Genomic DNA, 23030 nt, shown 5'->3' with positions numbered 1-23030 from the left:
GGCCCTCACCCTAACCCTCTCCCAGTGGGAGAGGGAATAAAACACTGAATTTTCAAGGACCTGACCATGAGCACCATAGACCTCCAAGCCCTCATCCCCAACAACGTCCATCTGGGCGAAAACCGCCAACTGCAGCGCGCACTTGAGCACTGGCAACCGGCCTTCCTGAACTGGTGGGACGAGATGGGCCCCAGCGACTTCAAGGCCAAGGAAGTCTATTTGCGCACCGCCGTCGGCGTGGATGCCTCAGGCTGGGCCAGCTACGGCTATACGCCCATGCCCGACTACCGCTGGGGCATTTTCCTGGCCGACAAGGAAGAGGGCCGCAAGATCGGCTTTGGCGACCACATGGGTGAGGACGTCTGGCAGGACGTGCCCGGCGAATACCGCTCCACCTTCCGCCGCCTCATCGTGACCCAGGGCGACACCGAGCCGGCTTCGGTCGAGCAGCAGCGCCTGCTGGGCCACACCGCGCCTTCGCTGTACGACCTGCGCAACCTGTTCCAGGTCAATGTGGAAGAGGGCCGGCATCTCTGGGCCATGGTGTATTTGCTGCATGCGCATTTCGGCCGCGACGGCCGCGAGGAAGCCGAAGAGCTGTTGATGCGCCACAGCGGCGACGCCGACAAGCCGCGCATCCTGGGCACCTTCAACGAGCCCATGGACAACTGGCTGAGCTTTTTCATGTTCACCTACTTCACCGACCGCGACGGCAAGTTCCAGCTCAAGAGTTTTGCCGAAAGCGCCTTCGACCCGCTGGCCCGCACCACGCGTTTCATGCTGACCGAGGAAGCCCACCACATGTTTGTCGGCGAGACCGGTGTGGGCCGCGTCATCAAGCGCACGCTGGAAGTGATGAAGGAGCTGGACACCGACGACGTCGCCACGCTGCGCAAGGCCGGCGTGATCGACCTGCCCACCATCCAGAAGTTCATGAATTTCTGGTTCACCTCTTCGCTGGACCTGTTCGGCTCGGAAGCCTCATCGAACGCCGCCAACTACTTCAGCAACGGCATCAAGGGCCGGCCGGACGAAGCCAAGTTCGCCGACCATGTGGAGCTGGAAAGCGAGATGAGCATCGTGGTGCCTGACGGGCAGGGCGGCCTCAAGAATGAGACCATTTCGACCCGCAACGGCATGAATGAAATCACGCGCCTTGAATACGTCAAGGATTGCAATGTCGGCGTGACGCGCTGGAACATGGGCATCAAGCGCGCCGGCGTGGATTTTGAACTGACCTTGCCTTCGACGCGCTTTCGCCGCGAGGTCGGCGCCTGGGCCGGTAATTTCACTGACCCGCAGGGCAGCCCGATCAGCGCCGCCGATTTTGAGGCCAGGAAGGACCAGTGGCTGCCCACGGCGGCCGACACGGCGTTTGTCAAAAGCCTGATGAACCGCGTGACCGAGCCCGGCAAGATGGCTGCGTGGATTGCACCGCCGGACCGCGGCATCAATGCCAACCCGCTGGAGTACGAATACGTGAAATTGTGAGAGGCTGGCTCAGGCCGGTTCAGGGTGGAGCTTCATGGGCGCGAAGCCTGCCCGCCGCCGATTGCCTGCCGCCTGCTGCCGCTTGCAGGGTGCCGGCTCTTCCCAGCCCGAATGCCGGCATGTTGACATAGACGTTTTCGTAGCTGCCCGCCGAGGCCGCATAGGTTTCGTGCCAGATGCCCACCGAGCCGTCGGTGCCCACTGCTTTGTTGAACGCTTGCCAGGCCGGCAGGTGCTGGGCCTGGCGGTCCTTTGCGTAGGCCAGTAGCTGCTCCATCGAGCGCCAATACTGCATCAGGATGATGGTCCTGGAGAACCACATCTCCGCATGCAGCAAACCCAGTTCGGGCTGTTGGCGCAACTCCTTGATCATGCGCGGCATGGCCCCTGCGACAGGGAGCCACTTGTGCAGCTTCAGCGGCTGGTTGATGCGCATGCCAATGAGGAACACCACAAAGTCGCCTTCGACGGTGGCTGTGAGTCGTTCACGACGGATCATGGTTTCCTTTATTGAGTGTCAAAGGCCTCAAAGGCCGTTTTCCGCTTCAGGCAATGCTTGCGCCTCTTTCCTGGAGCAGCCCCCGCAGCAGCGAGCGGTGACAGCGCGCCTCGTTCTCGCAGTAGCAGCCCACCGCGAAGTTGGCCTGGTGAGACAGCGCCGCGAGCAGGTCCAGGTTGCGGCTGGCATCGGGCTCGTTCATCTCGGTTCGGTATTTTTTGCTGAAGGCGGCCCAGTCCTTGTCCGACTCCACGCTCTGGCCCAGCTTCATGGTTTCCACGCTGGGCGCGAGATTGGGGTACCAGACGTCGTACCAATCCTGCGAGGCGAATTCGGTTTTGGGCACGCCGCGCGGCGGCCTGCGCACCGTGCCTATGCGCAATCCCTCGTTGGCGCTGCGGGCTGTGCCCAGCCTGACGATCTTCACGGCCATGGCGGTCTCCTTTTTTTGCGAAGGCTATTCAGAGGACCCTATTTTGAAGCGGCTCAGGGCGTGGCCGGGGCGGTGGCCGCGCCCGCGCCTGGCTCCAGGGGTTCGGCGCCAGACATCTCCCGCATCTGGCGCGCAATTTCATCGTCGGCCATGGGCGCCTGCGTGGAAGCCGCGGGCGCGGGTGCATCCAGCCAGTGCACGGTGGCCGGAAACGCAAACACCGCCGTCGTAAGCGCGACCTGCACCAGCAGCATGGGCCACAGCGCACCCAGCAAGCGCCGGCTTGAAATGGCCGGCAGGCCCGAGCGGGAGCGGGCCATCAGTACTGCGTAGCCCATGGGTGGGATGAGGAAACTCAATTGCAGCACCAACAACAGCAGCACCGCCGCCTGCTGGGCATCGCCCAACCGCGCAATCAGCGCCGGTGCGACGATGGGCACGATGACAAAAATCATCTCGAAGGCATCCAGCACCCAGGCGCACAAAGCCACCAGCAACAGCACGAGAGCCGCAGTCACCACCGGCGGGAGGGTGGAACCGAGCAGCAGGCCGTTGAGCCAGCGGTCCGTGCCGAATATGCGAAACACCAGGCTGAAGGTGGTCGCACCCACCAGCAGCGCGAACAGGGCGCCGCTGAGCTTGAGCGTGTCGGCCAGCACCAGCCGCCAACCGGAGGCCGGCAGCGAACGGCCCAGGAGGGCCGTGGCGACCAGCAGCATCGCGCCAGTGGCCGCCGCCTCCACCGCGTAAAGCTTTCCTGTAAAGACGCCAGCCAGCAGTACAAGGATGGTGCCGCCCGCGGCCAGGGCGATGGCCGTCTGCGACCGGCTGGCGGGGACTTGTGGCGGCGTTTCCTTGAGCTTGCGCGCCTGGCGCCAGGCCACCAGGGCCCAGAGCGCCAGCACGCACAGGGCGGGCAGCAGCGCGGCATGCATCACGTCCTGGGTGTTGATGATGCGCTGGCCGGCCTGCAGATAGCCGGGCAACCGGCTGGCTTCCAGGTGCGCCAGCATCATGGCGTCGCCCAGCAGCAGCAATACCAGCGAGGGCGGAACCACCACGCCTATGGTGGCAGCCACGCTGATGATGGAGACCGCCCGCGCGGCATCCATGTGCTTCATGCGCGGGGCCACCAGGCGCGAGAGCAGGGCGGAACTGGAGGCCACCGAGCCGTTCATGGGCGCAATGAGGGCGCCCACGCCCAGGGCCGAGAGCGCATGTGCGCCGGCCAGCGGGCGGAACAGCCGCAACAGCGAGGAAAACAGGGCATCGGCCACCGTCAGGCGCTGCAGCAAAATGCCCATAAAGACGTACAGCGGCATGGCCTGCAGCAAATCGTTTTCCAGCAGGCCCAGCGTACGTACCGGCAGGGCTTGCAGGATTTGCAGGTCAAAGGCACCCGCGGCCAGGCCCAGCGCCGCGAACAGGCTGGACACGCCTATCAGCAGGGCCCAGACCGGCAGGCCGGTGGCAAGAATCAGCGTGCCCAGCGCCAGCAGCATCCACACACCCGCGAGCGGGCCGGTCAAACTCATGGCGAGCCCGGCGCGCGGCCGTGCGGCAGCAGTTCGATCAGGCCTTCCGCCAGCACCAGCAGGAGCATCAGCGTCATGGCGAGTTTGATCACAAAATAGCCCGGCGTGAGCGTTTCGCCAAACCGCTCGAAAGAAGCTACGGAGGCCGCCACCAGCGGCCAGGCAGCCCAGAGCATGAACAGCGCCCAGGGCGTGACGCAGGCCAGCAGCGCCCAGGCATGCCAACGTGGGCGAGGCGCGCCGCTTGGATGCGGCTGCAGGGAGGCCAGGTGGGCGTGGCTTCTGGAGGCCGCCGTTACCGCCACTGCCACATACAGCGCGAACAGGACCTGCGCCGCATCATTGGCCTGGCGCGAGTAGGCCTGCACGAGTTCACGCAACGGCCATTGGGCCAGCAGCAGCGCCGCCAGCGGCAGCACCAGCAGACCGAACACCGCGGTCATGCGCGTCAGGCCCTTGTCCACCCTGGACACGGCCCCGGCAAGGGCCCCCATCTTCATGCGGCCCCAAGGTTGCAGAGGCAAGCCTTCCCATGGGACCGGAGCAAATCGGGCTGGGCAGCAAGGCGAAGTTGCATGGTGCGATCCAGTGGATGGAAAAAATGAAAGGGGGTGCGGGAAAGTGTAGCCGGATCGGGCTATAATGTTGGACTAGTCGGAGTGTGGCGCAGTCTGGTAGCGCACCTGGTTTGGGACCAGGGGGTCCAAGGTTCGAATCCTTGTACTCCGACCATCATTTCCCAGCAAAAAGCCCACTTCAGTGGGCTTTTTCATGTCCGCCTGGTTTTCGCTTTGCCGGATCAGGGCATTGCGCTCAGGATTTGAGAGGCCCGAAATTGGAGTTGCGCCAATATTCACGCACTTGTTCCAGCTTTTCCTGAAAATCCCGGAAATGCAGCGGCTTGCGTACATAGCTGTTAAGCCCGCCTTGAATCTCTTTTACCACCGGGGAGTATTTGGGCTCGGACGTCAGGATGACGATGGGCACGAAGAAGGTGCGAGGGTCGCCCCGCATGCGCTGGATGACTTGCTGCCCACTGAGGCCGGGCATATTCAGGTCCAGCATGACCAGCTCGGGTGGCTGGTCCTGCGGCCGGCCGCTGTAGGGACCTTCGCAGAAAAGGTATTCCAGGGCTTCCGCGCCGTTGCGGGCGACGATGACTTCATGGTCGGCGCCGTTTTCCTGCAGCGTCACCAAAGTCAGCTCGACGTGAGCGGGGTTATCCTCCACCAGCAGCATCGTTGGTCTGGGCATGTTTGCTCGCCTCCTTGGTTTTGACGGCCTTCGGGCTCGCGGCCGTAACCCCGAATATATACCTCCGGCCTTGACTGGCGGAGTCGGCGAAGTTCGCTGGTGTCGGATGAGGGTGCGGCTGGCGCCATGTCTGGCCTGCCCGGAGGGGATCGAACCCCCGACCCTCAGCTTAGAAGGCTGATGCTCTATCCAACTGAGCTACGGGCAGTCTGTGATGCAGCCGGGGGCGAGGACGCGCAGAGGCGGCCGCCGTTTCCAGCTCGTCGCGCATCATACCTTCAATCGACGGCCGCCGGCCCCACCGCCGGGGCCCAACTCAACGCTTTTCGTACTGCGTTTTGCCGAACAGCACCTCGCGCGCCTTGTCGTCGGTGATGGGCCTGCGCAATTCGGCCAGCACCTTGACGCCGCGCTGCACGGCGGGGCGTTCACTGACGAGGTCGAACCACTTTTTCAGGTGCGGGTAGTCGGCCCAGTCTATGCCGTGGTTTTCCCAGTTGCGCAGCCAGGGGAAGATGGCGATATCAGCAATGCTGTATTCATCGCAAGCGATAAAAGCGTGGGTGGACAGCTGCTTGTCCATCACGCCGTAAAGCCGCCTGGTTTCATTGGTGTATCGACTGATCGCGTAGTCAATTTTTTCGGGCGCATATTGGCGGAAGTGGTGGGTCTGCCCGATCATGGGGCCGACGCCGCCCATCTGGAACATCAGCCACTGCAGCACCTGGAACTTGAGGCGGTCGGTCTTCGGCAGCAGCTTGCCGGTCTTGGCTGCCAGGTAGAGCAGGATGGCACCGGATTCGAAGACGGAAATGGGCTTGCCGTCGGGGCCTACCGGGTCGACCAGGGCCGGGATCTTGTTGTTCGGGCTGATGGCCAGGAATTCGGGCTTGAACTGGTCGCCGGTGCCGATGTTGACGGGAATGGCCTGCCAGTCATGGCCCAGGCGCAGGCCGCATTCTTCCAGCATGATGTGGACTTTATGGCCGTTGGGTGTGGGCCATGAGTAAACATTGATCATCGGGGTGTCCTTGACTACTATGATGGTCGCTGCACTTTAAGAGAAAAGCGAAAACCATGTTCGAGCGCTTGAAAAAGGTCTTTGTTGCGGGCAAGGGGGACGCCGGCGATGGCTCCGCGTCCGACGAGGCCGTGTCCGAATGGGCCGGGACCCGCGGCTTTTCCTTCACCGGCATGGGGCAGGGCAAGGGTTTTGCGCTCAAGGGCAATGTAGGCGGCAAGCCCTGGAAGATGGAGCGCGGCCGCCCCTCGCGCGACTACATCCGCGGCGAAGAGCTGCGCGCCCGGGGCGAGCTCAAGGTCAACGACGACGTCACCGTCCTGGTCATGAACCGGGCCCTGAAGGACGCACTGGAAAAAAAGGCCTACCAGGCCTATACCGACACACTGCAGACCACGGCCGACCCGAGCATGCCGGAAGAGGTGCGCTGGCTGGCCATGTACCCTGAAGTCGGCTGGGAAAGCCTGCCCAAGCCTTTCTGGGAACGCTATGCGGTGATGGCCGACCACCGCTCGAATGCGATGGCTTGGCTGGACCCGCAACTGGTCGAGTTGATGATGTCCTGGCCCGAGCCGGCACCCGACCCGCAGGTGCCCTTTATCCTGATGGTGCTGCGCGGCAAGGCCTATCTGCGCATGCAGTACACCCCGGCCGACATGCCCACGCTGGAGCATGCGGCCCTGATTTTCACCACGGCCTGCGAGTCGGCAATTGCCGGCCTGTCCAACGACCTGACCTTGTAAGGCTTCAGCCGCCGCGCGTGATCGGCATTTCCACTTCACCGGGCATCAAAAGATGCTTGGCCAGTTCCAGCTTGGCCAGTGAGGCGCGGTGCACCTCGTCCGGGCCGTCGGCCAGGCGCAGGGTACGCTGGCTGGCGTAGGCGTAGGCCAGCGGGAAATCGTCCGACACACCGCCGCCGCCATGGGCCTGGATGGCCCAGTCGATGATCTGGCAGGCCATGTTGGGCGCCACCACCTTGATCATCGCGATCTCGGCCTTGGCGACCTTGTTGCCCACGGTGTCCATCATGTAGGCGGCTTTGAGCGTCAGCAGGCGGGCCTGCTCGATCATGCAGCGCGCCTCGGCGATGCGCTCGTGCCAGACCGACTGGCTGGCGATCGGCTTGCCGAAGGCGACACGGCTGTTCAGGCGCTTGCACATCAACTCCAGCGCGCGCTCGGCGATGCCTATGCTGCGCATGCAGTGGTGTATGCGTCCGGGGCCGAGGCGGCCCTGGGCGATTTCAAAGCCGCGGCCCTCGCCCAGCAGCAGGTTGGCGGCGGGCACGCGCACATTCGTCAGGCGCACTTCCATGTGGCCGTGCGGCGCGTCGTCGTAGCCGAAGACCGATAGCGGGCGGATCACGGTGATGCCGGGCGTGTTGGCGGGCACGAGGATCATGGATTGCTGCTCGTGGCGGCCGGCGTCGGGATTGGTCTTGCCCATGACGATGTAGACGGCGCAGCGCGGGTCGCCCGCGCCCGAGGACCACCACTTGAGGCCGTTGAGCACATAGTGGTCGCCGTCGCGCTCAATGCGGCACTGGATGTTGGTCGCGTCGGACGAGGCAACTTCAGGCTCGGTCATCAGGAAGGCCGAGCGGATCTCGCCCTTGAGCAGCGGGTCCAGCCACTGGTCCTTGTTGGCTTCGGAGCCGTAGCGGGCAATGGTTTCCATGTTGCCGGTGTCGGGCGCCGAGCAGTTGAAGACCTCGGCCGCGAAAGGCACGCGGCCCATGATTTCGCACAGCGGCGCGTACTCAAGATTGGACAAACCTTCAGGTGCTCGCGGCGAGTGCGGCAAGAACAGGTTCCACAGGCCGGCCGCGCGTGCTTTGGGCTTGAGTTCCTCGACCAGTTTGGTGGGAACCCATGCATCGCCCTTGGCGCGGTTCTCGGCGATCTCGCGGAAGAAGCGCGCCTCGTTCGGGTAGATGTGCTCGTCCATGAACTTGAGCAGGCGCGCCCGCAGTTCCTGTACTTTGGGGGTGTAGTTGAAGTCCATGAAATCTCCAGAACAGCTAAGGGATGTAAGGCGCGTTGGTGCAAACGTGTCGGCGTGCGGCGTGATGGTCGTCGTCAGCCCTGGCTTTTGAGGGCAAAGCTCCAGGCCATCTTTGCCAGCAGCGGCGCGCCGGCGGCCGAACTGACGGCCTGGGCGCTGGAAGCGGTACCGGCCTCGACCCGCTTGGCAATGCCCTGCAGGATGGCCGCGATGCGAAACAGGTTGTAGGCCATGTAGAAGTTCCAGTCGGCCTTGAGCGCTTCGGGTGTGGCAAGCCCGGTGCGCTCGCAATAGCGGCGTATGTACTCGGATTCCGTCGGTATGCCCAGGCTTTCGACGTCCAGCCCGCCTATGCCGCGAAACGCCCCGGGCGGGATGTGCCAGGCCATGCAGTGATAGCTGAAGTCGGCCAGCGGATGGCCCAGCGTGGACAGCTCCCAGTCGAGCACGGCCAATACGCGCGGCTCGGTGGCGTGGAACAGCAGGTTGTCGAGCCGAAAGTCGCCGTGCACGATGGACACCAGGCTTTCGTCGCGCGCGCTGGCCGGGATGTTGGCCGGCAGCCATTGCATCAGGCTGTCCATCTCGGTGATGGGCTGGGTGATGGAGGCGGCGTACTGTTTGCTCCAGCGGCCTATCTGGCGTTCAAAGTAGTTGCCGGGCTTGCCGTAATCGGCCAGGCCCCGCTCGGCGAACTTCACCTTGTGCAGCGCGGAGACCACGCGGTTCATCTCGTCGTAGATCTCGCCGCGCTGGGTTTTGTCCATGCCGGGCAGGGACTGGTCCCAGAGCACGCGGCCTTCGACGAACTCCATCACGTAGAAGGCGCGGCCTATCACGGACTCGTCTTCGCAGAGGCAATACATCTTCGGCACCGGCACATCGGTGCCCTGCAGGCCTTGCATGACCTTGAACTCGCGCTCCACCGCATGGGCCGACGGCAGCAGTTTGGCCACGGGACCGGGCTTGGCGCGCATCACATAAGAGGCCGTGGGCGTGAGCAGCTTGTAGGTCGGGTTGGACTGGCCACCCTTGAAGATTTCCGCCGTCAGCGGGCCCTTGAAGCCGGGCAGGTGGCTGCTGAGGTAAGCGGTGAGCGCGTCGAGGTCAAACGCGTGAGCGCCGGACACGGCCCGGGTGCCGACAAAGTGGTCGAAGTTGCTCATGCTTGAAGGGCTTGTCCCCGTGTGTTTATTTTTCGATTTCGGCTTCGGAAATGCGCATCAGGGCTTGCCGGTTGCGCACCACCAGGCCACCAGGCTCTATGCGTATGGCTTCCTCGCGCTCCATGGCCTTGAGTTCCTGGTTCACGCGCTGGCGCGAGGCGCCCAGCAACTGGGCCAGTTCCTCCTGCGCCAGTTGCAGGCCTATGCGCACTTCGCCGCCGTCCGCCAGGCTGGGCACGCCGTAGCTGCGCACCAGGTGCAGCAGCTGTTTGGCCAGGCGCGCGCGCAGGGGCAGGGTGTTGAGGTCTTCCACCAGGCCGAAGAGCTGACGTATGCGGCGCGCATGCAGGCGCAGCAGGGCTTCGTAGAGCTCCACGTGCTGGGTGAGTATCTTGCGCAGGTCGGCGCGCGAGACGCACAGCAGCGTGGTTTCGCCATGGGCATAGGAGTCGTGGGTGCGCCGCTCGCCGTCGAAGATCGCCACGTCGCCGACCCAAAGGCCGGGCTCCACGTAGGTCAGGGTGACCTGCTTGCCCGAAATCGAAGTCGAGCTCACGCGGATGGCGCCCCGTGCGCAGGAGATCCATTCTTCCGGCACATCGCCGCGGGCGCTGATGAGTTCGCCGTCTTTGTAGCGTTTGACGTAGGCGCATCGGAATATGTCGTGCCTCAGGGATGGGGACAGGGATGAAAACCAGCGGCCGTTGTTGATGGCCTCTCGTTCCTCTATCGTAAGAATGGGATCGTCCATGGTCTGTCTTTTGAGTGACTAACAAGACGTCCATTGTCGCTTGAGGGACCCGTCCGGCGCCAGCGGGCTGTCGCATGGGTGTCGCCCGGCAGCTGCCGGGGATTGGCGCGGTTTGGCGGAGGTCGCCGACTGGGCGGGCTGCGACCGGCCAGCCCGTGCAATGCTTGCCTAGCGGTAGTGCGGCGTGCGCTTGTTCAGGAAGGCGTCAATGCCTTCGCCGGCGTTGGCGTCGTGCAGGTTGCGCACGAAGTGGTCCTGCTCGCGGGCCAGCTGCTGGTTCAGCGTGTTGCCGGCCGCCTCGTTGATGAGTTCCTTGATGCTGGCCAGCGCGTTGGGCGCGCGCGCATTGAGGCTTTCGGCCAGTTGCAAGGCCTGGGCCAAGGCTTCACCAGGAGCGGTGACGCGGTTCACCAGGCCGAAGTCATGCAGCCGGCGCGGGCCTATGCGTTCGCCTGCCATCAGCAGTTCGCTGGCCAGCGCGCGCGGCAGGGCGCGCGCCAGGGCCCAGCTTCCGCCGCCGTCAGGCGACAGCGCCACCGTGCTATATGACATCACAAAAACGGCGTTCTCGGCAGCCACCACAAAATCGCAGGCGAGCACCAGCGAAAAACCGGCGCCGGCGGCCGCGCCTTCCACGGCGGCGATCACCGGCTTGGGGTAGGTGCGTATCGAATCTATCCAGTTGTGCAGGCCTTCTATGCTCTGGGCCTGCACCTCAGGCGCCTCACGCCGGTTGGCTTCAAGCCGCTGCAGGTTGCCGCCCGCGCAAAAAATCGCACCTTCCCCGGTGATGACCACGCTGCGGATGTCGGGGTTGTTCTCGGCGGCATTCAGCGCTTCAATGCCGGCGGCATAAATGTCAGGGCCCAGGGCGTTCCTGAACTCCGGGTTGCTGATCGTCAGGATAAGGGTCTGGCCCTCGCTGGTACTCTTGATTGCGCCTGCCATGTCAATTCTTTCGAGGGGTTGAACCGGCCACGGAGGCCGCAAGTTGCGGATCCCCACCAGCGGGGGCCGCGGAACTGGCTTTGCCAGGCCGCAGGCGCCGCCCCTTGGGGGGGAAGGTGCTACACGAAGTGAGCATCCGAAGGGGGGTTACTCTTCTTTATGCATGAGGCTGAGCCCGATGGCGCCGCGGCGGCGCAACCAGGGGGAGGGGCGGTAGCGCTGGTCGCCGTAAACGGTCTGCATGTTGAACAGCACTTCCAGCACGTTGGTGGGGCCGTAGCGGTCGCCCATGGCCAGCGGGCCCAGGGGGTAGCCGAGCCCTAGGGTCACGGCGGTTTCCAGGTCCTTTGGGCTGCAGATGCCTTGCTGGCAGATGTCGCTGGCGATGTTGACGATGGTGGCCACCACGCGCTGTGTGACAAAGCCGCCGCTGTCGCGGATCACGCTGACCGGCTTGCCGTCGCGGGCGAAAAGAGCGTGCGCTGCGTCGCGCATGTCGCTGCGTGTGGCCGGGTTGGTGGCCAGCACGCGCCGCTTGGTGGCCGCGTCGTCGATCAGCATGTCGATGCCGACGGTGCGCGCCGGGTCCAGGCGCTCCACCACGGCGACGGTGGTGATGTCAAAACCGAGCGGCGCGACCAGCGTGAGGGCCTGCGGCGAGGCGGAGGCGCCGGTTTCGATCCTGGCGCCCAGGTTCTTGAGCAGCTGCAGCAGTTCAGCGCGGCGCGAGGCCCGGGGCGAGACCCACACTGGTGGGAGTTCGTCCACCTGGGGAGCGGCTGGCTCGGCGGGCACCTGCATGGCGCCATCGGAATATCGGTAAAAGCCTTCACCCGTCTTGCGTCCCAGCATGCCGCCGGCCAGGCGCTGCGCGGTGATCACGCTGGGGCGGTAGCGGGCTTCTTCGTAGTATTGGTGGTAAATCGACTCCATCACCGGGTGGGAGACGTCGAGGGCGGTCAGGTCCATGAGCTCGAAGGGGCCCAGCTTGAAGCCGGCCTGGTCGCGCAGGATGCGGTCTATGGTGGCGAAATCGGTGACGCCTTCGCTGACGATGCGCAGCGCCTCGGTGCCGTAACCCCGGCCAGCGTGGTTCACGATGAAGCCCGGTGTGTCCTGCGCCTGCACAGGCGTATGGCCCATCTGCCGGGCGTATTGGCTGAGGCTTTCGCATACAGCCGGGCTTGTTTTCAGGCCCGCAATCACTTCGACCACTTTCATGAGCGGGACCGGGTTGAAGAAGTGAAAACCGGCCAGGCGTCCGGGGTGCTTGAGCCCTGCCGCGATGGCCGTTACCGACAGCGAGGATGTGTTGCTGGCCAGGACTGCACTTTCGGACACCAGGGCCTCCAGCTCCGCGAACAGCGCGCGCTTGACGTCCAGGCGCTCCACGATGGCCTCAACGACGAGGTCGCAGCCCGCCAGGTCGGCCAAAGTGCCGGCGAGCACCAGTCGATCTTTGTGCCCGGCGGCCGCGGCGGCTTCGAGGCGACCTTTCTCGACCAGCTTGTCCCATTGGATGCAGATGGCCTCGCGGGCCTTTTCAGCTGCGCCAGCCTGCGCGTCCATCAGCCTGACGGTGCTCCCCGCCTGCGCCGCGATTTGCGCTATGCCGCGTCCCATCGCACCGGTGCCAACTATTCCCACATTTGCAAAATTTACTTTCATGGGCGAATTATGGCTGAGCGTCTTTCGGCGAAGCCGCATGGCAAAATCCGGCCAGCCCATGAAATCCGCCGAGAAGTTTCTGAAATGCCTGCTTGGCGCTTTGCTGTTGGGGCTGGCCGCCAGCACTTCGGCCGCATCCCTGGGCCGCGTGCGCGGACCGGCCATTGTGGGCCGGCCCTTGGACCTCACGCTCTCCGCCCAACTGGACGGCACTGAAAATCCTTCTGCTGTCTGCCTGTCCGCTGAGGTGTTTTTCGGCGACAGCCAGGTTTCCCCCGGCAAGGTGCTTACCTCGGTCTCGCCGGGCGACGGTAGCGGTGAGGTCCTGGTCCGCATCCGCACGACGGTCGTGCTCGACGAGCCAGTCGTGACGCTGTACGCGCGCGAGGGCTGCCTGCAAAAGAATTCGCGAAGGTACGTCCTGCTGGCCGAGATGCTGGGCGACAACACCGGACCGGCGCCCTCAACCCTTCCGCAGGCGGCAGCTGTTGCGGCGGCAGCCCCAGCGCAGCCCGGCGCGGCAACGCCGACTCGCGCCGCCGCATCAAAAGCGAAGCCGCAAACCCGAGCTGGCACAGCGATGGCCTCTTCGCTGGCCGCGCCGCCTGGCCGCACCCCTGCCAAGGTGGCGGCTCCCGTGCCGGAGCGTAAATCGCGGGCTCGCCTGCAACTGGCCCCTGTTGATTTGTCCATCGAACGTGACCCTGTCCTTCGTTCGTCGCCGGAATTGCTGACGCTGCCAGCGGCCGATGCCCAGCAACGGGCCGCCGCGGCCGCGTTGTGGCAGGCGCTCAACGCCCAGCCGCAGGACATGGTGCGCGACAGCCAGCGCCTCAAGTCGCTGGAGTCCGATGTAGCCGCGATGCTGGCGCAAAGCCGCAAGACGGAACAGGCCGTGATGGAGCTGCGAGGGCAACTGGAGCAGGCGCGGCAGGAGCGTTATAGCAACTGGCTGGTGTATGGCCTGGGTGGTGTTTTGCTTCTCGCGCTGCTGGCGGTGGGGTGGTTATGGACGCGCAACCGGCGGTATGCGCTGCGCCTGAGTCCGTGGTGGGACGGGGAGGCCGGTCACGACAAGCCCAGCGAGTTTGCGGATGTCACGGGGCCGGCCTCCCGGTCCGCAGGTGTGATGCCGGCTCAAGGAGGCCAGCCGCATAACGCAGGGGTGGACCTGGACCTGGAAGCGCTTGATTTCGACAGTACGCGCAAGTTGCCCGCGGCCGGGCCGGCATCGCAGCAGGCCCGGCCGGCTGATGCTGCTGCGGACCGCCCCGAGTTCCTCCCAAGCCTGGGCGGTTTCAGCGGCATGCCCCGTATCGTCAATGCCGAAGAGCTTTTTGATGTGCAGCAGCAGGCGGACTTTTTCGTGTCGCTGGGCCATCCCGACAAGGCGGTGGACGTGCTGCGGCTGCACATCACGGACAACGTGGAGACGAGCGCGCTGGTCTACCTGGACTTGTTCGACCTATACCACAGCCTGGGCCGCAAGGACGACTACGATGCACTGCGCAAGGAGTTCCACCGCATGTTCAATGCCCAGGTGCCGGCCTTCGACGACTATGCGATGGACACGCACGGCCTGGAGTTCTACGTCTCAGCCCTTACGCGCATCGAGTCGCTGTGGCCCACGCCCAAGGTGCTGGACGTGCTGGAAGAGTCGATCTTTCGCAAACCCGATTCGCGCAGCGAGGTTTTCAGCCTTGCGGCTTACCGCGAACTGCTGTTGCTGCACTCCATCGCGAAGAAGATCATTGCCCGGCCCGTAGCCGCCGGGGAGGATGCCGCTGCGCAGGCGCCTGTTCTGCCCACCCAGCCGCAAGCGAGCAGCTTCGGCCCGACCAACATCCTGCCTTTGTCCGCCCGGCTCCAGGAAATGCCGCCGCCGCTTCCTGTGGCTCTTCCCGTTGCGGTGGCTCCCGGCTTCTCCACTGAAATTGCGCCGAGCACCGACCTGACGCGACCACCCGTTTCGCCGCGGCTGGGATTGGATATTGACCTGAGTCAGGGAGTCGACGAGGCTCTTGCACCGCTGCCGGCGATTGCGGTGGCGGGCCTGCCACCCGAAGCCGGGGATTTCAGCAACCTTATCGAATTCGACCTCGACGCTCCGCCCCCGAAGGCTTAGGAGGGGCTGCTTTAGGTGCGGCGCGCCGCCTCAGCGCCGCACTTGCAGGGCGCCTGGATTCACGATGTTGGTAGGCGTGCCCTTGATGAAATTGACGACGTTGTCAAAAGCCGCGCCAAAGTAGAGCTCGTAGCTGTCTTGTTCCACATAGCCGATGTGCGGCGTGCAAATGCAGTTTTCGAGGCGAAGCAGGGCATGGCCCTGCAAGATGGGCTCGGATTCAAACACGTCGATCGCCGCCAGGCCGGGGCGGCCGCGGTTGAGTGACGCAATCAGCGCCTCGGGCTCTATGAGTTCGGCGCGCGAAGTGTTGACCAGCAGGGCGGTGGTCTTCATGCGCGACAGGTCTTCCAGTGTCACGATGCCCCGGGTTTCGTCGTTCAGGCGCAGGTGCAGGCTCAGCACGTCGCTTTGCTCAAAAAACTCGGCCTTGCTTGCCGCGACTTCATAGCCGTCGGCCTGGGCCCGTTCGCGTGAGGCGTCGCGGCCCCAGATGATGACCCGCATGCCGAAAGCCCGGCCATAGCCGGCGACGATTTGCCCGATCTTGCCGTAGCTCCAGATGCCCAGCGTCTTGCCTTTGAGGACGGTGCCTATGCCGAAATTAGGCGGCATGGAGGCTGATTTGAGGCCGGCCTGCTGCCAGGCGCCGTGCTTGAGGTGGGCCACGTAATGCGGGATGCGGCGCGTGGCGGCCATGACCAGCGCCCAGGTCAATTCTGCGGGTGCCGTGGGCGAGCCGGTGCCCTCGGCCACCGCGATGCCACGTTCGGTGCAGGCCGCAACGTCGATGTGCCCTCCGACGCGGCCGGTCTGCACGATCAGCTTGAGTTTGGGCAGTTTTTCGATGACCTGGCGATTGAGCTGGGTCCGTTCCCGGATAAGGACGATGACGTCGGCATCCTTAAGCCTGACGGACAGCTGTCCTATGCCTTTGACGGTGTTGGTGTAGACCTTGGCGGGATAGGCCTCCAATTTGGCAGCGCAGTTCAGTTTTCGCACTGCGTCCTGGTAGTCGTCGAGGATCACAATATTCATGCCGATATTGTGCCTGCAAGATTTTTCTTCCTTGCGGGAAGGGCTACCCGAACGTACTCATTTTGTATCGCCAGGAAACCTGCTGCGGTATTTCAGTCTGGCGGCCGCGCGCCGCGCAGGCTCATGGGCCTTTGCCGCAGGGGGGCAAGGGTGGGCGGGGCTTACTGTTTACTGCAGCGCGGCCTCGCGCTGGGCCATGCGATCAAGCTCCGCGCAGACGTCGGCCATGCGGCCCGAGATGACCATGCGGCCGGCGCAGGTCGGGCCGACATTGGCGTCGAATTCGCGCACGATGCGCAGGCGGCTGGGCGCAGGGCGTTTAGGCATGGCCTTGCCGGCTGGGGTGGTTTCGCGCAGGGCCGCGGCGGCACCCGAAGAAAAAGGCAATGCCAGCTGGCCGTTTGCGCGCTGGGCACGGGCAGGGGCGGAATATCGGCCGGACCTGGTTGCGGGGACAAACCAGGCTGCCAGCGCCTGCGCGGGAGCCAGCAGGATGGACAGAAGGGGTGAGTGTGAAAAACTGACGATTCCCATGATGAACTCCTGTATGAGAGAGGTTTACACAGGCAGGATTTCGAACCGGCAAAGAGACTGGGCCGGCGGGGCCGCGCACCAGGGTGTTGGCCGCAACGGCCAAACGCCCGCCACCTGGTGCGTGGCCGGATCAACGGGTTACATCAGCATGGTGTTGCGTATCAAGCCGACAGCCAGGCCTTCGAGTTCAAACGGCTCACCGGGCTCGACCACAATGGTTTTGAAGTCGGGGTTTTCGGGCAAGAGCTCAATAAGATTCTTGTTACGGCGAAAGCGCTTGACGGTGACTTCATCACCCAGGCGGGCCAYGACGATCTGGCCGTTCTTGGCTTCCTTGGCCTGTTTGACGGCCAGCAGGTCGCCGTCCATGATGCCGATGTCGCGCATGCTCATGCCGCGAACCTTGAGCAGGTAATCGGGCTGGCGCTGGAACAGGCCGCTTTCAAAATAATAGGTTTGTTCGATATGTTCCTGCGCGAGAATCGGGCTGCCAGCAGCAACCCGCCCTACCAGAGGTAGGGCGAGTTGGGCCAGGCTTTGCAACGGCAGGGAAAACTGTTTGGTGCGCGATTCGTTGATGGAGCGCAGAGTGTCGCCGCGCAGGCGTATGCCGCGGGAAGTGCCGCTGACGAGTTCAATGACGCCTTTGCGGGCGAGGGCCTGCAGGTGTTCTTCGGCGGCATTGGCGGATTTGAAACCCAGTTCGTTGGCGATTTCGGCGCGGGTGGGTGGTGCGCCGGTGCGTGCGATGGCGCTCTGGATCAGTTCAAGGATTTGTTGCTGGCGCGCCGTGAGCTTGGGGCCTTCGGAGGGAAAATGCGGAAAATCGGCGAGGATGCTCATGGCGGGACTCCTTGGTTCTCAGTCAGGTCTGGGTGAACAGCGGTTCGTAGCCCGTGACCTGTTTTAATATCCAGTACCTGTATTTTCATCCAGTTTTTAAAAGATTGCAAGACCACTTTCCATGCACCCTCAAAATATTGTGATTCTGGGCACCGGCGGCACCATTGCCGGGCGGGCAGCCAGTGCGTCGGATAACATCGGCTACACCGCCGCCCAGGTGGGTGTCGAGGAACTGCTCGCCGCTGTCCCGGCTGTGGCGCAAGCCGGCTCGGTGCTTACGGAGCAGGTCACGCAGGTCGACAGCAAGGACATGAGTTTTGCGGTGTGGGGCAAGCTGGCAGAGCGCGTGAGCCATTTCCTGGCGCAAGCGGATGTTCAGGGCATCGTCATCACGCATGGAACCGATACGCTTGAAGAGACCGCTTTTTTTCTGCAGGCGCTGCTCGCGCCAGCCAAGCCGGTAGTTCTGACCTGCGCGATGCGGCCAGCCACGGCCCTGGTTCCCGATGGGCCTCAAAACCTGCTTGACGCGGTGGCAGTGGCGCGGCATGCAGGCGCGCGGGGCGTGGTCGCGGTGTGCGCGGGCGTCATCCATGGCGCTGCGGATGTACAGAAAGTGCATACCTACCGGCTCGACCCTTTCAGTTCGGGCGACGCCGGCCCCATAGGGTACGTGGAGGAGGGGCAACTCCGGTTGCTGCGAAACTGGCCGCAAGCCCAAGCCGGTCGTGCGCAGGCCGCCGCCCAAAGCATCGCCAGCCTGGCGGGAGCCGCCGCCGTGCCTCGGGTAGAAATCATCATGAATTACGCCGGAGCCGGCGGCGCTGTCGTTCGGGCTCTGCAGGCAGAGGGCGTGCAGGGTCTGGTGGTGGCAGGAACCGGCAACGGCAGCCTGCACCATGAGCTGGAGGCGGCCTTGCTCAAGGCCCAGGCTGCGGGCATCCAGGTGGTTCGCGCAAGTCGCTGCGTCGCAGGGCGGGTGTTGCCGACGCCTGCCGACGCGATACCGGGTTCCGAAGGCTTGAGTCCGGTCAAGGCCAGGGTTCAGCTGATCCTGCAACTGCTGGCCTGAGCCTCTCGGGCCAGCCGCGCAGGCGGGCCTGGCTTCGAACAATCCATTCCTTGACCACGCGGACCTCCCATGCAAACCCCGTACGAACTCGGCAACCAGAACCAGACCACCACCTGGGAAGCCTGCATCCGGTTTTATGAAGCGCTGGCGCTGCGTCATCCCGCCGTCCTGCAGTTCTCGCAGATTGGTGTTTCTGATGCCGGCATACCCATTCATGCGGGCATCGTGAGCGCAGACGGCGTGTTTGATCGTGAACGCATCCGGCAAGCCGGACGTGCCGTCTTTTTCAACAACAACGGCATACACCCCGGCGAGCCCGAAGGCATAGACGCCTGCATGGCTCTGGTGCGTGATTTATGCCTGGACCCCGCGCGACTGGCCGCGCTGGGCGGCACGGTTTACCTGTTCATCCCGGTCTACAACGTCGATGGCAGCTGCAACCGCGGCGATACCAGCCGCGCTAACCAGGACGGCCCCGAGTCCTTCGGCTTTCGCGGCAACAGCCTGCACCTGGACCTGAACCGCGACTTCATCAAGTGCGACAGCCTCAACGCACAGCTGTTCAACCGGTTCTTCACCRCCTGGGACCCGGATGTGATGGTCGATACCCACACCTCCAACGGTGCGGACTACAGCTACACCATGACGCTGATCCACACCCAGGCTGACAAGCTGGGCGGCGAACTGGGCACTTTCCTGCGGGAAAGCATGTTGCCGGTGATCTATCGCGGCATGGAAGCGCGCGGCTGGCCGACCTGTCCCTACGTGAACCCGGTGCACGAGAGTCCGGACCAGGGGATTGCCGACTTCCTGGAGGTGCCCCGCTTCTCGACGGGCTACGCGGCGTTGAACCACACCATAGGGTTTATGCCCGAAACCCACATGCTCAAGCCCTTCAAGGATCGCTATGAGTCCATGCGCGCGCTGCTGGACGTCACGCTGGCGTTCACAGTGGCGAATGCGCCGCAGATCCAGGCGCTGCGAGGGCAGGCGCGGCAGGCGGCGCGCGGCAGGACCCATTGGCCTGTGCGCTGGAAGATCGATGAGAACCGCCGCTCACGCCTGCGCTTCAAAGGCTATGCCGCGGTGCACTTGCCCAGCCTGCTAGGCAATTACCAGCGCCTGGCCTACGACAGGGACCAGCCCTGGGAGCAGGAAATCGATTACTTCACCCACTTCGCCGAGGAGGCCGTGGTGCGCGCGCCGAAGGCCTACGTGGTCCCGCAGGCCTGGCGCGCGGTGGTTGAGCGGCTGGCGTGGAACGGCGTACGCATGGAGCGCCTCGTTGCTGCCCGTACGGTGCAGGCACAGGTGAGCCGCATCCAGAGTGTGAAGAGCCGGCCTGGTGCTTATGAGGGCCATATGTTCCACGATGAGATCACGCTGGAAACAAGTCTGCAGACCGTGGAACTGCAGGCCGGTGACTGGTGGGTGCCGCTGGACCAGGACAAGGCGCGTTACGCCGTCGAAACCCTGGAGCCGCAGGCGCATGACAGCTTCTTCCGCTGGGGATTTTTCAACAGCATCCTCGAAAAGAAGGAACACTTCTCGGACTATGTGTTCGAAGACATGGCGCTGCAGCTGCTCAAGGACGAGCCCGAACTGCGCGCGCGCTTCGAGCAGTGGAAGGCCGCCAATCCGCAACTGCTGTCCGACCCGAAACAGGTGCTGGGTTTTATCTTCGAGAACTGCGCGCAGTATGCCGAGCCGCAATGGCGGCGCTACCCGGTGCTGTCGATTTTTTAGAGCGCCATGAAAAAAGCCGTCGCAAGGACGGCTTTTTTGTGGGTCCGCAAGCTGCTTAAGCGGACAGGGCCTCGAAAGCCCGTGCGGTGATCTGGTCGACCGTGCCCATGCCGCTGATGGCACGGTATTTGGGCGCCGCGTCGGGTGCGACCTTGGACCAACTTGAGTAATAGTCCACCAGCGGACGGGTCTGGGCGCTATAGACCTCCAGCCGCTTGCGCACGGTTTCTTCCTTGTCGTCTTCGCGCTGGATCAGCGGCTCGCCGGTCACGTCGTCCTTGCCTTCAACCTTGGGTGGGTTGAACTTGACGTGGTAGGTGCGGCCCGAGGCGGGATGCGAGCGGCGTCCGCTCATGCGCTCGATGATGGCCTCAAACGGCACATCGATCTCCAGCACGTAATCGAGCCTGACACCGGCCGATTTCATCGCGTCGGCCTGGGGGATGGTGCGCGGAAAACCGTCGAACAGAAAGCCTTTGCTGCAATCGGCCTGGGCGATGCGCTCTTTCACGAGGTTGATGATCAGGTCGTCGCTGACCAGCGCGCCGGCATCCATGATTTTTTTGGCTTCAATGCCGAGGGGAGTGCCGGCTTTGACGGCGGCGCGCAACATGTCGCCGGTGGAAATCTGGGGAATGCCGTACTTCTGGCAGATGAAGGTCGCTTGCGTCCCCTTGCCCGCGCCAGGCGCGCCCAACAAAATTAGTCTCATGGATGTCCTCGGATTTTATGAATTCGTGAAGTCAGCCCCGGGCCGGCGCGCGCCAGTTAGCCGCTGGGGTTGCTTGGGACAGGTGTGGAGGGCTGCCAACACGTCCTGCAGGCCTCCCACTTGCGTTTTTCCCAAGGATAGCATGCACCCCTGACAGCACCTTACAGGAAGGGGCTTCGGGACGGAGTGCGCACTCAGGAAAACAGCTTGCGGGCGCGGTCCAGGTCTTCGGCCGTGTCAACACCCGGGCCCGGTGCATCGTCAGTGATGTGTACCGCAATGCGGTGGCCGTGCCAAAGGGCGCGCAGCTGTTCAAGTTGCTCCAACTGCTCCAACGGTGCCTGGGGAAGACGGGGAAATTCCCTTAAAAAGCCCACGCGGTAGCCATAGATGCCGACATGCCGAAGCGGCTTGGGCAGTTTGCTGCCGGCTTCCCACCAGGCCTGGCCGGCAAAGTCGCGGCCCGCCGGAATGGGCGAGCGGCTGAAGTACAGCGCGGTGTGGCGGGCGTCGAGCACGACCTTGACCACGTTCGGATTCTGCAGGTCCGCGAGCTGCCCTATCGAGTGCGCGGCGGTGCTCATGGCACAGTCCGGCCGCTCGTTGAGCAATCRCGCCACGGCGTTGATCAAGGCCGGGTCTATCAGGGGTTCGTCACCCTGGACGTTGACCACGATGTCTTCATCACCCAGGCCCAGCACGCCGCAGGCTTCAGCGAGCCGGTCGCTGCCGCTGGGATGGTCCACGCGGGTCAGCACGGCTTTGACGCCGAAGGCCGCGCATTTTTCAATGATCTCGTTGCTGTCGGTCGCGACGACGGTGCGCAAGGCCGCGCTCCGCATGGCGCGCTGCGCCACACGCACGACCATGGGCGCGCCGCCGATGTCGGCCAGCGGTTTGTTGGGCAGGCGGGTGGAGGCCAGCCGGGCAGGGATCAGGACGGTGAAGCTCACAGCCCGAGCTCTTCGTCTGTCAAGGTACGGGCTTCGTTCTCAAGCAAGACGGGCAGGCCGTCGCGCACGGGGTAAGCCAGTCGGGCGCTGCGGGAGACGAGTTCCTGTTTTTCCCGGTCGTAATCGAGCGGGCCTTTGGTCACTGGGCAGACCAGCAGTTCAAGCAATTTGGTGTCCATGCTTCGATGGTAATGGAGAAAGCCGCGGGGCCAGCAACGCGTCAAAGGCGGCGAAAAAGGCCGGTTCCGGCGTAAACACCAGGGGCACCGCCAGCAGCTTCAGCCCGGCCGCGGCCGGCAGGGCAAACAGCTTGACGGCGTCTTTCTCGGTGCAGAGCACGGTGCGTCCCTGCAGCCCGGCCAGGTCGGTATCGCTGAATGCATGGTGGTCGGGCAGGGCGATGGCAGCTTCCAGCACGAGGCCGCGATCCTCCAGCATGCCGAAAAATGCCTGCGGGTTGGCAATGCCCGCCAACGCTGTCACCGGGCGGCCGCGCAAACCGTCCAGCGCGACTTGTTCGCCGCGAGCCGACCAGGCGTCATCGGCCAACTGCCGGCTGGATCTGAAGCCCTCGAAGGCGGGGTGCCGGCCGGTGTGCAGCACAAGGTCCAGGCCCTGTTGCCTGCGGGAAGGCCACGGTTCGCGCAGCGGGCCCGCCGGCAGCAGCCAACCGTTGCCCGTGCCACGGTCGTCGAACGCGGCGATCTCGATGTCGCGCTGCAAAGCGTAGTGCTGCAGGCCGTCATCGCAGAGCACCACCGCGATTTCGGGGTGGGCGGCGAGCAAGGCCCGCAGGGCTTGCGTGCGCTGCCTGGCAACAAACACCGGCACACCCGTAAGCCTATGGATCAGGGCCGGCTCGTCACCGGTCTGCGCAGGCGATGCGGTGGGCGTGACCTCTATGCAATCGGACGCTGTGCGCCCATAGCCGCGCGACACGACGCCGACCGCTACCCGCTGCGCCTGCAGGTGCCTGACGAGGGCGATCACCAAAGGGGTTTTGCCCGCGCCGCCGGCGATCACATTGCCGATCACCACGACGGGAACCTTGAAGCGCTCTGACCGCAGGATGCCGCGGCGGTACAGGGTACGGCGCAGGCGCACCAGCAGGCCGTAGCACTGCGCCAGCGGCCAGAGCACGCACGCCAGCACCCCGCGGGAGAGCCAGGCGTTTTGCAGAAGGTGTTTCACGGCCGTTGTGCGCGCAAGGGCGGCTGTTGGGCCAGGAAAGCCG

Annotated in this window: 23 protein-coding genes and 2 tRNA genes; 6 read left to right on the top strand and 19 right to left on the bottom strand. The window is 64.2% G+C overall.

Going from position 1 to position 23030, the window contains the following annotated elements:
* The first annotated feature begins 66 nt into the window (after positions 1 to 66).
* Positions 67 to 1491, top strand: a complete 1425-nt coding sequence (boxB, locus tag AC1DXS_RS21380) for a benzoyl-CoA 2,3-epoxidase subunit BoxB (protein WP_477739469.1) — start codon at positions 67 to 69, stop codon at positions 1489 to 1491.
* Positions 1492 to 1510: 19 nt separating this feature from the next.
* On the opposite strand, the gene AC1DXS_RS21375 is transcribed toward boxB, so the two are convergent.
* The 4 genes from AC1DXS_RS21375 to AC1DXS_RS21360 are packed head-to-tail and all read right to left on the bottom strand — an operon-like array spanning position 1511 to position 4458.
* The gene (locus AC1DXS_RS21375; protein WP_477739468.1) at positions 1511 to 1990 is read right to left on the bottom strand and encodes a DUF4188 domain-containing protein; all 480 of its coding nucleotides are present in this window, start codon (positions 1988 to 1990) and stop codon (positions 1511 to 1513) included.
* Positions 1991 to 2036: 46 nt separating this feature from the next.
* Positions 2037 to 2423 (bottom strand): DUF488 domain-containing protein, encoded by a 387-nt coding sequence (locus AC1DXS_RS21370; RefSeq protein ID WP_477739467.1) that lies wholly within the window; start codon positions 2421 to 2423, stop codon positions 2037 to 2039.
* A gap of 53 nt (positions 2424 to 2476) precedes the next feature.
* On the bottom strand, positions 2477 to 3958 hold the full coding sequence (locus AC1DXS_RS21365) for a TRAP transporter large permease subunit (RefSeq protein ID WP_477739466.1): 1482 nt from the start codon (positions 3956 to 3958) through the stop codon (positions 2477 to 2479).
* Positions 3955 to 4458 (bottom strand): C4-dicarboxylate ABC transporter substrate-binding protein, encoded by a 504-nt coding sequence (locus tag AC1DXS_RS21360; protein ID WP_477739465.1) that lies wholly within the window; start codon positions 4456 to 4458, stop codon positions 3955 to 3957. The genes AC1DXS_RS21365 and AC1DXS_RS21360 overlap by 4 nt, the downstream gene beginning before the upstream one ends.
* Before the next feature lie 155 nt (positions 4459 to 4613).
* Here AC1DXS_RS21360 and AC1DXS_RS21355 point away from each other — a divergent pair.
* Positions 4614 to 4690: transfer RNA gene (locus tag AC1DXS_RS21355), tRNA-Pro, on the top strand.
* An 81-nt stretch (positions 4691 to 4771) separates the two neighbouring features.
* Here AC1DXS_RS21355 and AC1DXS_RS21350 read toward each other — a convergent pair.
* The 3 genes from AC1DXS_RS21350 to AC1DXS_RS21340 form a co-directional block, all read right to left on the bottom strand.
* A complete protein-coding gene (locus tag AC1DXS_RS21350; protein WP_477739464.1) occupies positions 4772 to 5212 on the bottom strand; it encodes a response regulator in 441 nt (146 codons plus the stop codon).
* Positions 5213 to 5343: 131 nt separating this feature from the next.
* Positions 5344 to 5420 (bottom strand) — tRNA-Arg (locus tag AC1DXS_RS21345).
* A gap of 108 nt (positions 5421 to 5528) precedes the next feature.
* Positions 5529 to 6233 carry a glutathione binding-like protein gene (locus tag AC1DXS_RS21340; RefSeq protein ID WP_477739463.1) on the bottom strand — a complete coding sequence of 235 codons (705 nt, stop codon included), beginning with the start codon at positions 6231 to 6233 and terminating at the stop codon, positions 5529 to 5531.
* Between the two features lie 56 nt (positions 6234 to 6289).
* Between AC1DXS_RS21340 and AC1DXS_RS21335 the strand changes: the two genes are divergently transcribed.
* A complete protein-coding gene (locus tag AC1DXS_RS21335) occupies positions 6290 to 6976 on the top strand; it encodes a hypothetical protein (RefSeq protein WP_477739462.1) in 687 nt (228 codons plus the stop codon).
* Positions 6977 to 6980: 4 nt separating this feature from the next.
* On the opposite strand, the gene AC1DXS_RS21330 is transcribed toward AC1DXS_RS21335, so the two are convergent.
* The 5 genes from AC1DXS_RS21330 to AC1DXS_RS21310 form a co-directional block, all read right to left on the bottom strand.
* Positions 6981 to 8240 carry an acyl-CoA dehydrogenase family protein gene (locus AC1DXS_RS21330; protein WP_477739461.1) on the bottom strand — a complete coding sequence of 420 codons (1260 nt, stop codon included), beginning with the start codon at positions 8238 to 8240 and terminating at the stop codon, positions 6981 to 6983.
* A 74-nt stretch (positions 8241 to 8314) separates the two neighbouring features.
* Positions 8315 to 9406, bottom strand: a complete 1092-nt coding sequence (locus AC1DXS_RS21325; RefSeq protein WP_477739460.1) for a phosphotransferase — start codon at positions 9404 to 9406, stop codon at positions 8315 to 8317.
* Between the two features lie 25 nt (positions 9407 to 9431).
* A complete protein-coding gene (locus AC1DXS_RS21320) occupies positions 9432 to 10157 on the bottom strand; it encodes a Crp/Fnr family transcriptional regulator (protein ID WP_477739459.1) in 726 nt (241 codons plus the stop codon).
* Positions 10158 to 10325: 168 nt separating this feature from the next.
* Positions 10326 to 11105, bottom strand: a complete 780-nt coding sequence (locus AC1DXS_RS21315) for an oxepin-CoA hydrolase, alternative type (RefSeq protein ID WP_477739458.1) — start codon at positions 11103 to 11105, stop codon at positions 10326 to 10328.
* A 147-nt stretch (positions 11106 to 11252) separates the two neighbouring features.
* Positions 11253 to 12773 carry a 3-hydroxyacyl-CoA dehydrogenase gene (locus AC1DXS_RS21310; protein ID WP_477739457.1) on the bottom strand — a complete coding sequence of 507 codons (1521 nt, stop codon included), beginning with the start codon at positions 12771 to 12773 and terminating at the stop codon, positions 11253 to 11255.
* A 37-nt stretch (positions 12774 to 12810) separates the two neighbouring features.
* On the opposite strand from AC1DXS_RS21310, the gene AC1DXS_RS21305 reads away from it, so the two are divergent.
* Positions 12811 to 14898 carry a hypothetical protein gene (locus tag AC1DXS_RS21305; protein WP_477739456.1) on the top strand — a complete coding sequence of 696 codons (2088 nt, stop codon included), beginning with the start codon at positions 12811 to 12813 and terminating at the stop codon, positions 14896 to 14898.
* Between the two features lie 30 nt (positions 14899 to 14928).
* Here the strand turns inward: AC1DXS_RS21305 and AC1DXS_RS21300 are convergent, their stop codons facing one another.
* The 3 genes from AC1DXS_RS21300 to lexA all read right to left on the bottom strand — a co-directional run bounded on the left by AC1DXS_RS21300 (position 14929) and on the right by lexA (position 17313).
* Positions 14929 to 15936: a D-2-hydroxyacid dehydrogenase family protein gene (locus tag AC1DXS_RS21300; RefSeq protein ID WP_477739455.1), complete on the bottom strand. Its 1008-nt coding sequence runs from the start codon at positions 15934 to 15936 to the stop codon at positions 14929 to 14931.
* Between the two features lie 168 nt (positions 15937 to 16104).
* Complete coding sequence (locus tag AC1DXS_RS21295) at positions 16105 to 16470, bottom strand: hypothetical protein (RefSeq protein WP_477739454.1); 366 nt, start codon at positions 16468 to 16470, stop codon at positions 16105 to 16107.
* Positions 16471 to 16608: 138 nt separating this feature from the next.
* A complete protein-coding gene (gene lexA, locus AC1DXS_RS21290) occupies positions 16609 to 17313 on the bottom strand; it encodes a transcriptional repressor LexA (RefSeq protein WP_477739453.1) in 705 nt (234 codons plus the stop codon).
* A 121-nt stretch (positions 17314 to 17434) separates the two neighbouring features.
* Here lexA and AC1DXS_RS21285 point away from each other — a divergent pair, with 121 nt between their 5' ends.
* Together AC1DXS_RS21285 and AC1DXS_RS21280 are read left to right on the top strand one after the other, a co-directional pair.
* Positions 17435 to 18385 carry an asparaginase gene (locus AC1DXS_RS21285; protein ID WP_477739452.1) on the top strand — a complete coding sequence of 317 codons (951 nt, stop codon included), beginning with the start codon at positions 17435 to 17437 and terminating at the stop codon, positions 18383 to 18385.
* 69 nt (positions 18386 to 18454) lie between these two features.
* Positions 18455 to 20131, top strand: a complete 1677-nt coding sequence (locus tag AC1DXS_RS21280) for a M14 family zinc carboxypeptidase (protein ID WP_477739451.1) — start codon at positions 18455 to 18457, stop codon at positions 20129 to 20131.
* A gap of 55 nt (positions 20132 to 20186) precedes the next feature.
* Here AC1DXS_RS21280 and adk read toward each other — a convergent pair whose 3' ends face one another.
* From adk to lpxK, 4 genes are all read right to left on the bottom strand, one after another.
* On the bottom strand, positions 20187 to 20843 hold the full coding sequence (gene adk / locus AC1DXS_RS21275; protein WP_477739450.1) for an adenylate kinase: 657 nt from the start codon (positions 20841 to 20843) through the stop codon (positions 20187 to 20189).
* 194 nt (positions 20844 to 21037) lie between these two features.
* Positions 21038 to 21796 carry a 3-deoxy-manno-octulosonate cytidylyltransferase gene (kdsB, locus tag AC1DXS_RS21270; protein WP_477739449.1) on the bottom strand — a complete coding sequence of 253 codons (759 nt, stop codon included), beginning with the start codon at positions 21794 to 21796 and terminating at the stop codon, positions 21038 to 21040.
* On the bottom strand, positions 21793 to 21975 hold the full coding sequence (locus AC1DXS_RS21265; protein ID WP_007872480.1) for a Trm112 family protein: 183 nt from the start codon (positions 21973 to 21975) through the stop codon (positions 21793 to 21795). Before AC1DXS_RS21265 ends, kdsB begins: the two co-directional genes overlap by 4 nt.
* The gene (lpxK, locus tag AC1DXS_RS21260) at positions 21956 to 22987 is read right to left on the bottom strand and encodes a tetraacyldisaccharide 4'-kinase (RefSeq protein WP_477739448.1); all 1032 of its coding nucleotides are present in this window, start codon (positions 22985 to 22987) and stop codon (positions 21956 to 21958) included. The genes AC1DXS_RS21265 and lpxK overlap by 20 nt, the downstream gene beginning before the upstream one ends.
* Between the last annotated feature and the right edge of the window lie 43 nt (positions 22988 to 23030).

The organism is Polaromonas sp. P3_B1, assembly GCF_056402935.1.
Note: the sequence above shows the minus strand (reverse complement) of the source record. Positions and strands in the feature narration are given on the sequence as shown.

Excerpts from the sequence above, each read along its gene's own strand:
- boxB (WP_477739469.1), top strand. The coding sequence starts at position 67 with ATGAGCACCATAGACCTCCAAGCCCTCATCCCCAACAACGTCCATCTG.
- AC1DXS_RS21375 (WP_477739468.1), bottom strand. The coding sequence starts at position 1,990 with ATGATCCGTCGTGAACGACTCACAGCCACCGTCGAAGGCGACTTTGTG.
- AC1DXS_RS21370 (WP_477739467.1), bottom strand. The coding sequence starts at position 2,423 with ATGGCCGTGAAGATCGTCAGGCTGGGCACAGCCCGCAGCGCCAACGAG.
- AC1DXS_RS21365 (WP_477739466.1), bottom strand. The coding sequence starts at position 3,958 with ATGAGTTTGACCGGCCCGCTCGCGGGTGTGTGGATGCTGCTGGCGCTG.
- AC1DXS_RS21360 (WP_477739465.1), bottom strand. The coding sequence starts at position 4,458 with ATGAAGATGGGGGCCCTTGCCGGGGCCGTGTCCAGGGTGGACAAGGGC.
- AC1DXS_RS21350 (WP_477739464.1), bottom strand. The coding sequence starts at position 5,212 with ATGCCCAGACCAACGATGCTGCTGGTGGAGGATAACCCCGCTCACGTC.
- AC1DXS_RS21340 (WP_477739463.1), bottom strand. The coding sequence starts at position 6,233 with ATGATCAATGTTTACTCATGGCCCACACCCAACGGCCATAAAGTCCAC.
- AC1DXS_RS21335 (WP_477739462.1), top strand. The coding sequence starts at position 6,290 with ATGTTCGAGCGCTTGAAAAAGGTCTTTGTTGCGGGCAAGGGGGACGCC.
- AC1DXS_RS21330 (WP_477739461.1), bottom strand. The coding sequence starts at position 8,240 with ATGGACTTCAACTACACCCCCAAAGTACAGGAACTGCGGGCGCGCCTG.
- AC1DXS_RS21325 (WP_477739460.1), bottom strand. The coding sequence starts at position 9,406 with ATGAGCAACTTCGACCACTTTGTCGGCACCCGGGCCGTGTCCGGCGCT.
- AC1DXS_RS21320 (WP_477739459.1), bottom strand. The coding sequence starts at position 10,157 with ATGGACGATCCCATTCTTACGATAGAGGAACGAGAGGCCATCAACAAC.
- AC1DXS_RS21315 (WP_477739458.1), bottom strand. The coding sequence starts at position 11,105 with ATGGCAGGCGCAATCAAGAGTACCAGCGAGGGCCAGACCCTTATCCTG.
- AC1DXS_RS21310 (WP_477739457.1), bottom strand. The coding sequence starts at position 12,773 with ATGAAAGTAAATTTTGCAAATGTGGGAATAGTTGGCACCGGTGCGATG.
- AC1DXS_RS21305 (WP_477739456.1), top strand. The coding sequence starts at position 12,811 with ATGGCAAAATCCGGCCAGCCCATGAAATCCGCCGAGAAGTTTCTGAAA.
- AC1DXS_RS21300 (WP_477739455.1), bottom strand. The coding sequence starts at position 15,936 with ATGAATATTGTGATCCTCGACGACTACCAGGACGCAGTGCGAAAACTG.
- AC1DXS_RS21295 (WP_477739454.1), bottom strand. The coding sequence starts at position 16,470 with ATGGGAATCGTCAGTTTTTCACACTCACCCCTTCTGTCCATCCTGCTG.
- AC1DXS_RS21285 (WP_477739452.1), top strand. The coding sequence starts at position 17,435 with ATGCACCCTCAAAATATTGTGATTCTGGGCACCGGCGGCACCATTGCC.
- adk (WP_477739450.1), bottom strand. The coding sequence starts at position 20,843 with ATGAGACTAATTTTGTTGGGCGCGCCTGGCGCGGGCAAGGGGACGCAA.
- AC1DXS_RS21265 (WP_007872480.1), bottom strand. The coding sequence starts at position 21,975 with ATGGACACCAAATTGCTTGAACTGCTGGTCTGCCCAGTGACCAAAGGC.